The organism is Streptomyces sp. NRRL B-3229, assembly GCF_000719505.1.
Classification (GTDB): Bacteria; Actinomycetota; Actinomycetes; order Streptomycetales; family Streptomycetaceae; genus Streptomyces; species Streptomyces griseorubiginosus.
Genome location: NZ_JOGP01000097.1, coordinates 1 through 614 on the forward strand (window position 1 = coordinate 1; position 614 = coordinate 614).

Genomic DNA, 614 nt, shown 5'->3' on the forward strand with positions numbered 1-614 from the left:
GAGGTAGTCCAGTTTGGCGGTCAGGCCCTTGAGGTCGCCGACACCGTCGCCGTTGCTGTCCTGGAAGGAGCGGACCAGCACCTCGTAGAAGACCGCGCGCTTGAACCAGTCGGGGTCCCGGTCCTTGGCCGGGGTGTCCTCGAAGGTGTCCTGGACGGGCTCGTTGACGATCATATTGTGGGTGACCCTCCGATCTGCGGGGTGGACGGTCGCAGGACGCTGAGGATGTGCGCGGGGCGAGTGCCCGGTTCCAGACGCACGTAGTTCGCCCTGCCCCAGTGATAGGTCTCACCGGTGAGCTCGTCGCGCACCGGCACCGACTCGTGCCATTCCAGGCCGAGTTGTGGCATGTCCAACGAGACCGTCGCCTCCTGGGTGTGGTGCGGGTCGAGGTTCACGACCACCAGAACCGTGTTCGAGCCGCTCCGCTTCGAGTACGCGATCACCTCGTCCTTGTCCACGTGGTGGAAGTGCAGGTCGCGCAGCTGGCGCAGAGCCGGGTTGTCCCGCCGGACGGTGTTGAGGCGGGTGATGAGGGGGGCGAGGCTGTCGGGGGTGTCCCAGTCGCGGGCCCTGAGCTGGTACTTCTCCGAGTCGAGGTACTCCTCGCTGCC

The 614-nt window shown here is 66.4% G+C and carries 2 pseudogenes; both read right to left on the reverse strand.

Features of this window, described 5'->3' with window-relative positions:
- Positions 1–174: pseudogene (locus IF54_RS42570) on the reverse strand (trehalose synthase); the annotation flags it as partial.
- A pseudogene (locus IF54_RS0138875) lies at positions 171–614 on the reverse strand (alpha-1,4-glucan--maltose-1-phosphate maltosyltransferase); the annotation flags it as partial. The pseudogenes IF54_RS42570 and IF54_RS0138875, both read right to left, overlap by 4 nt.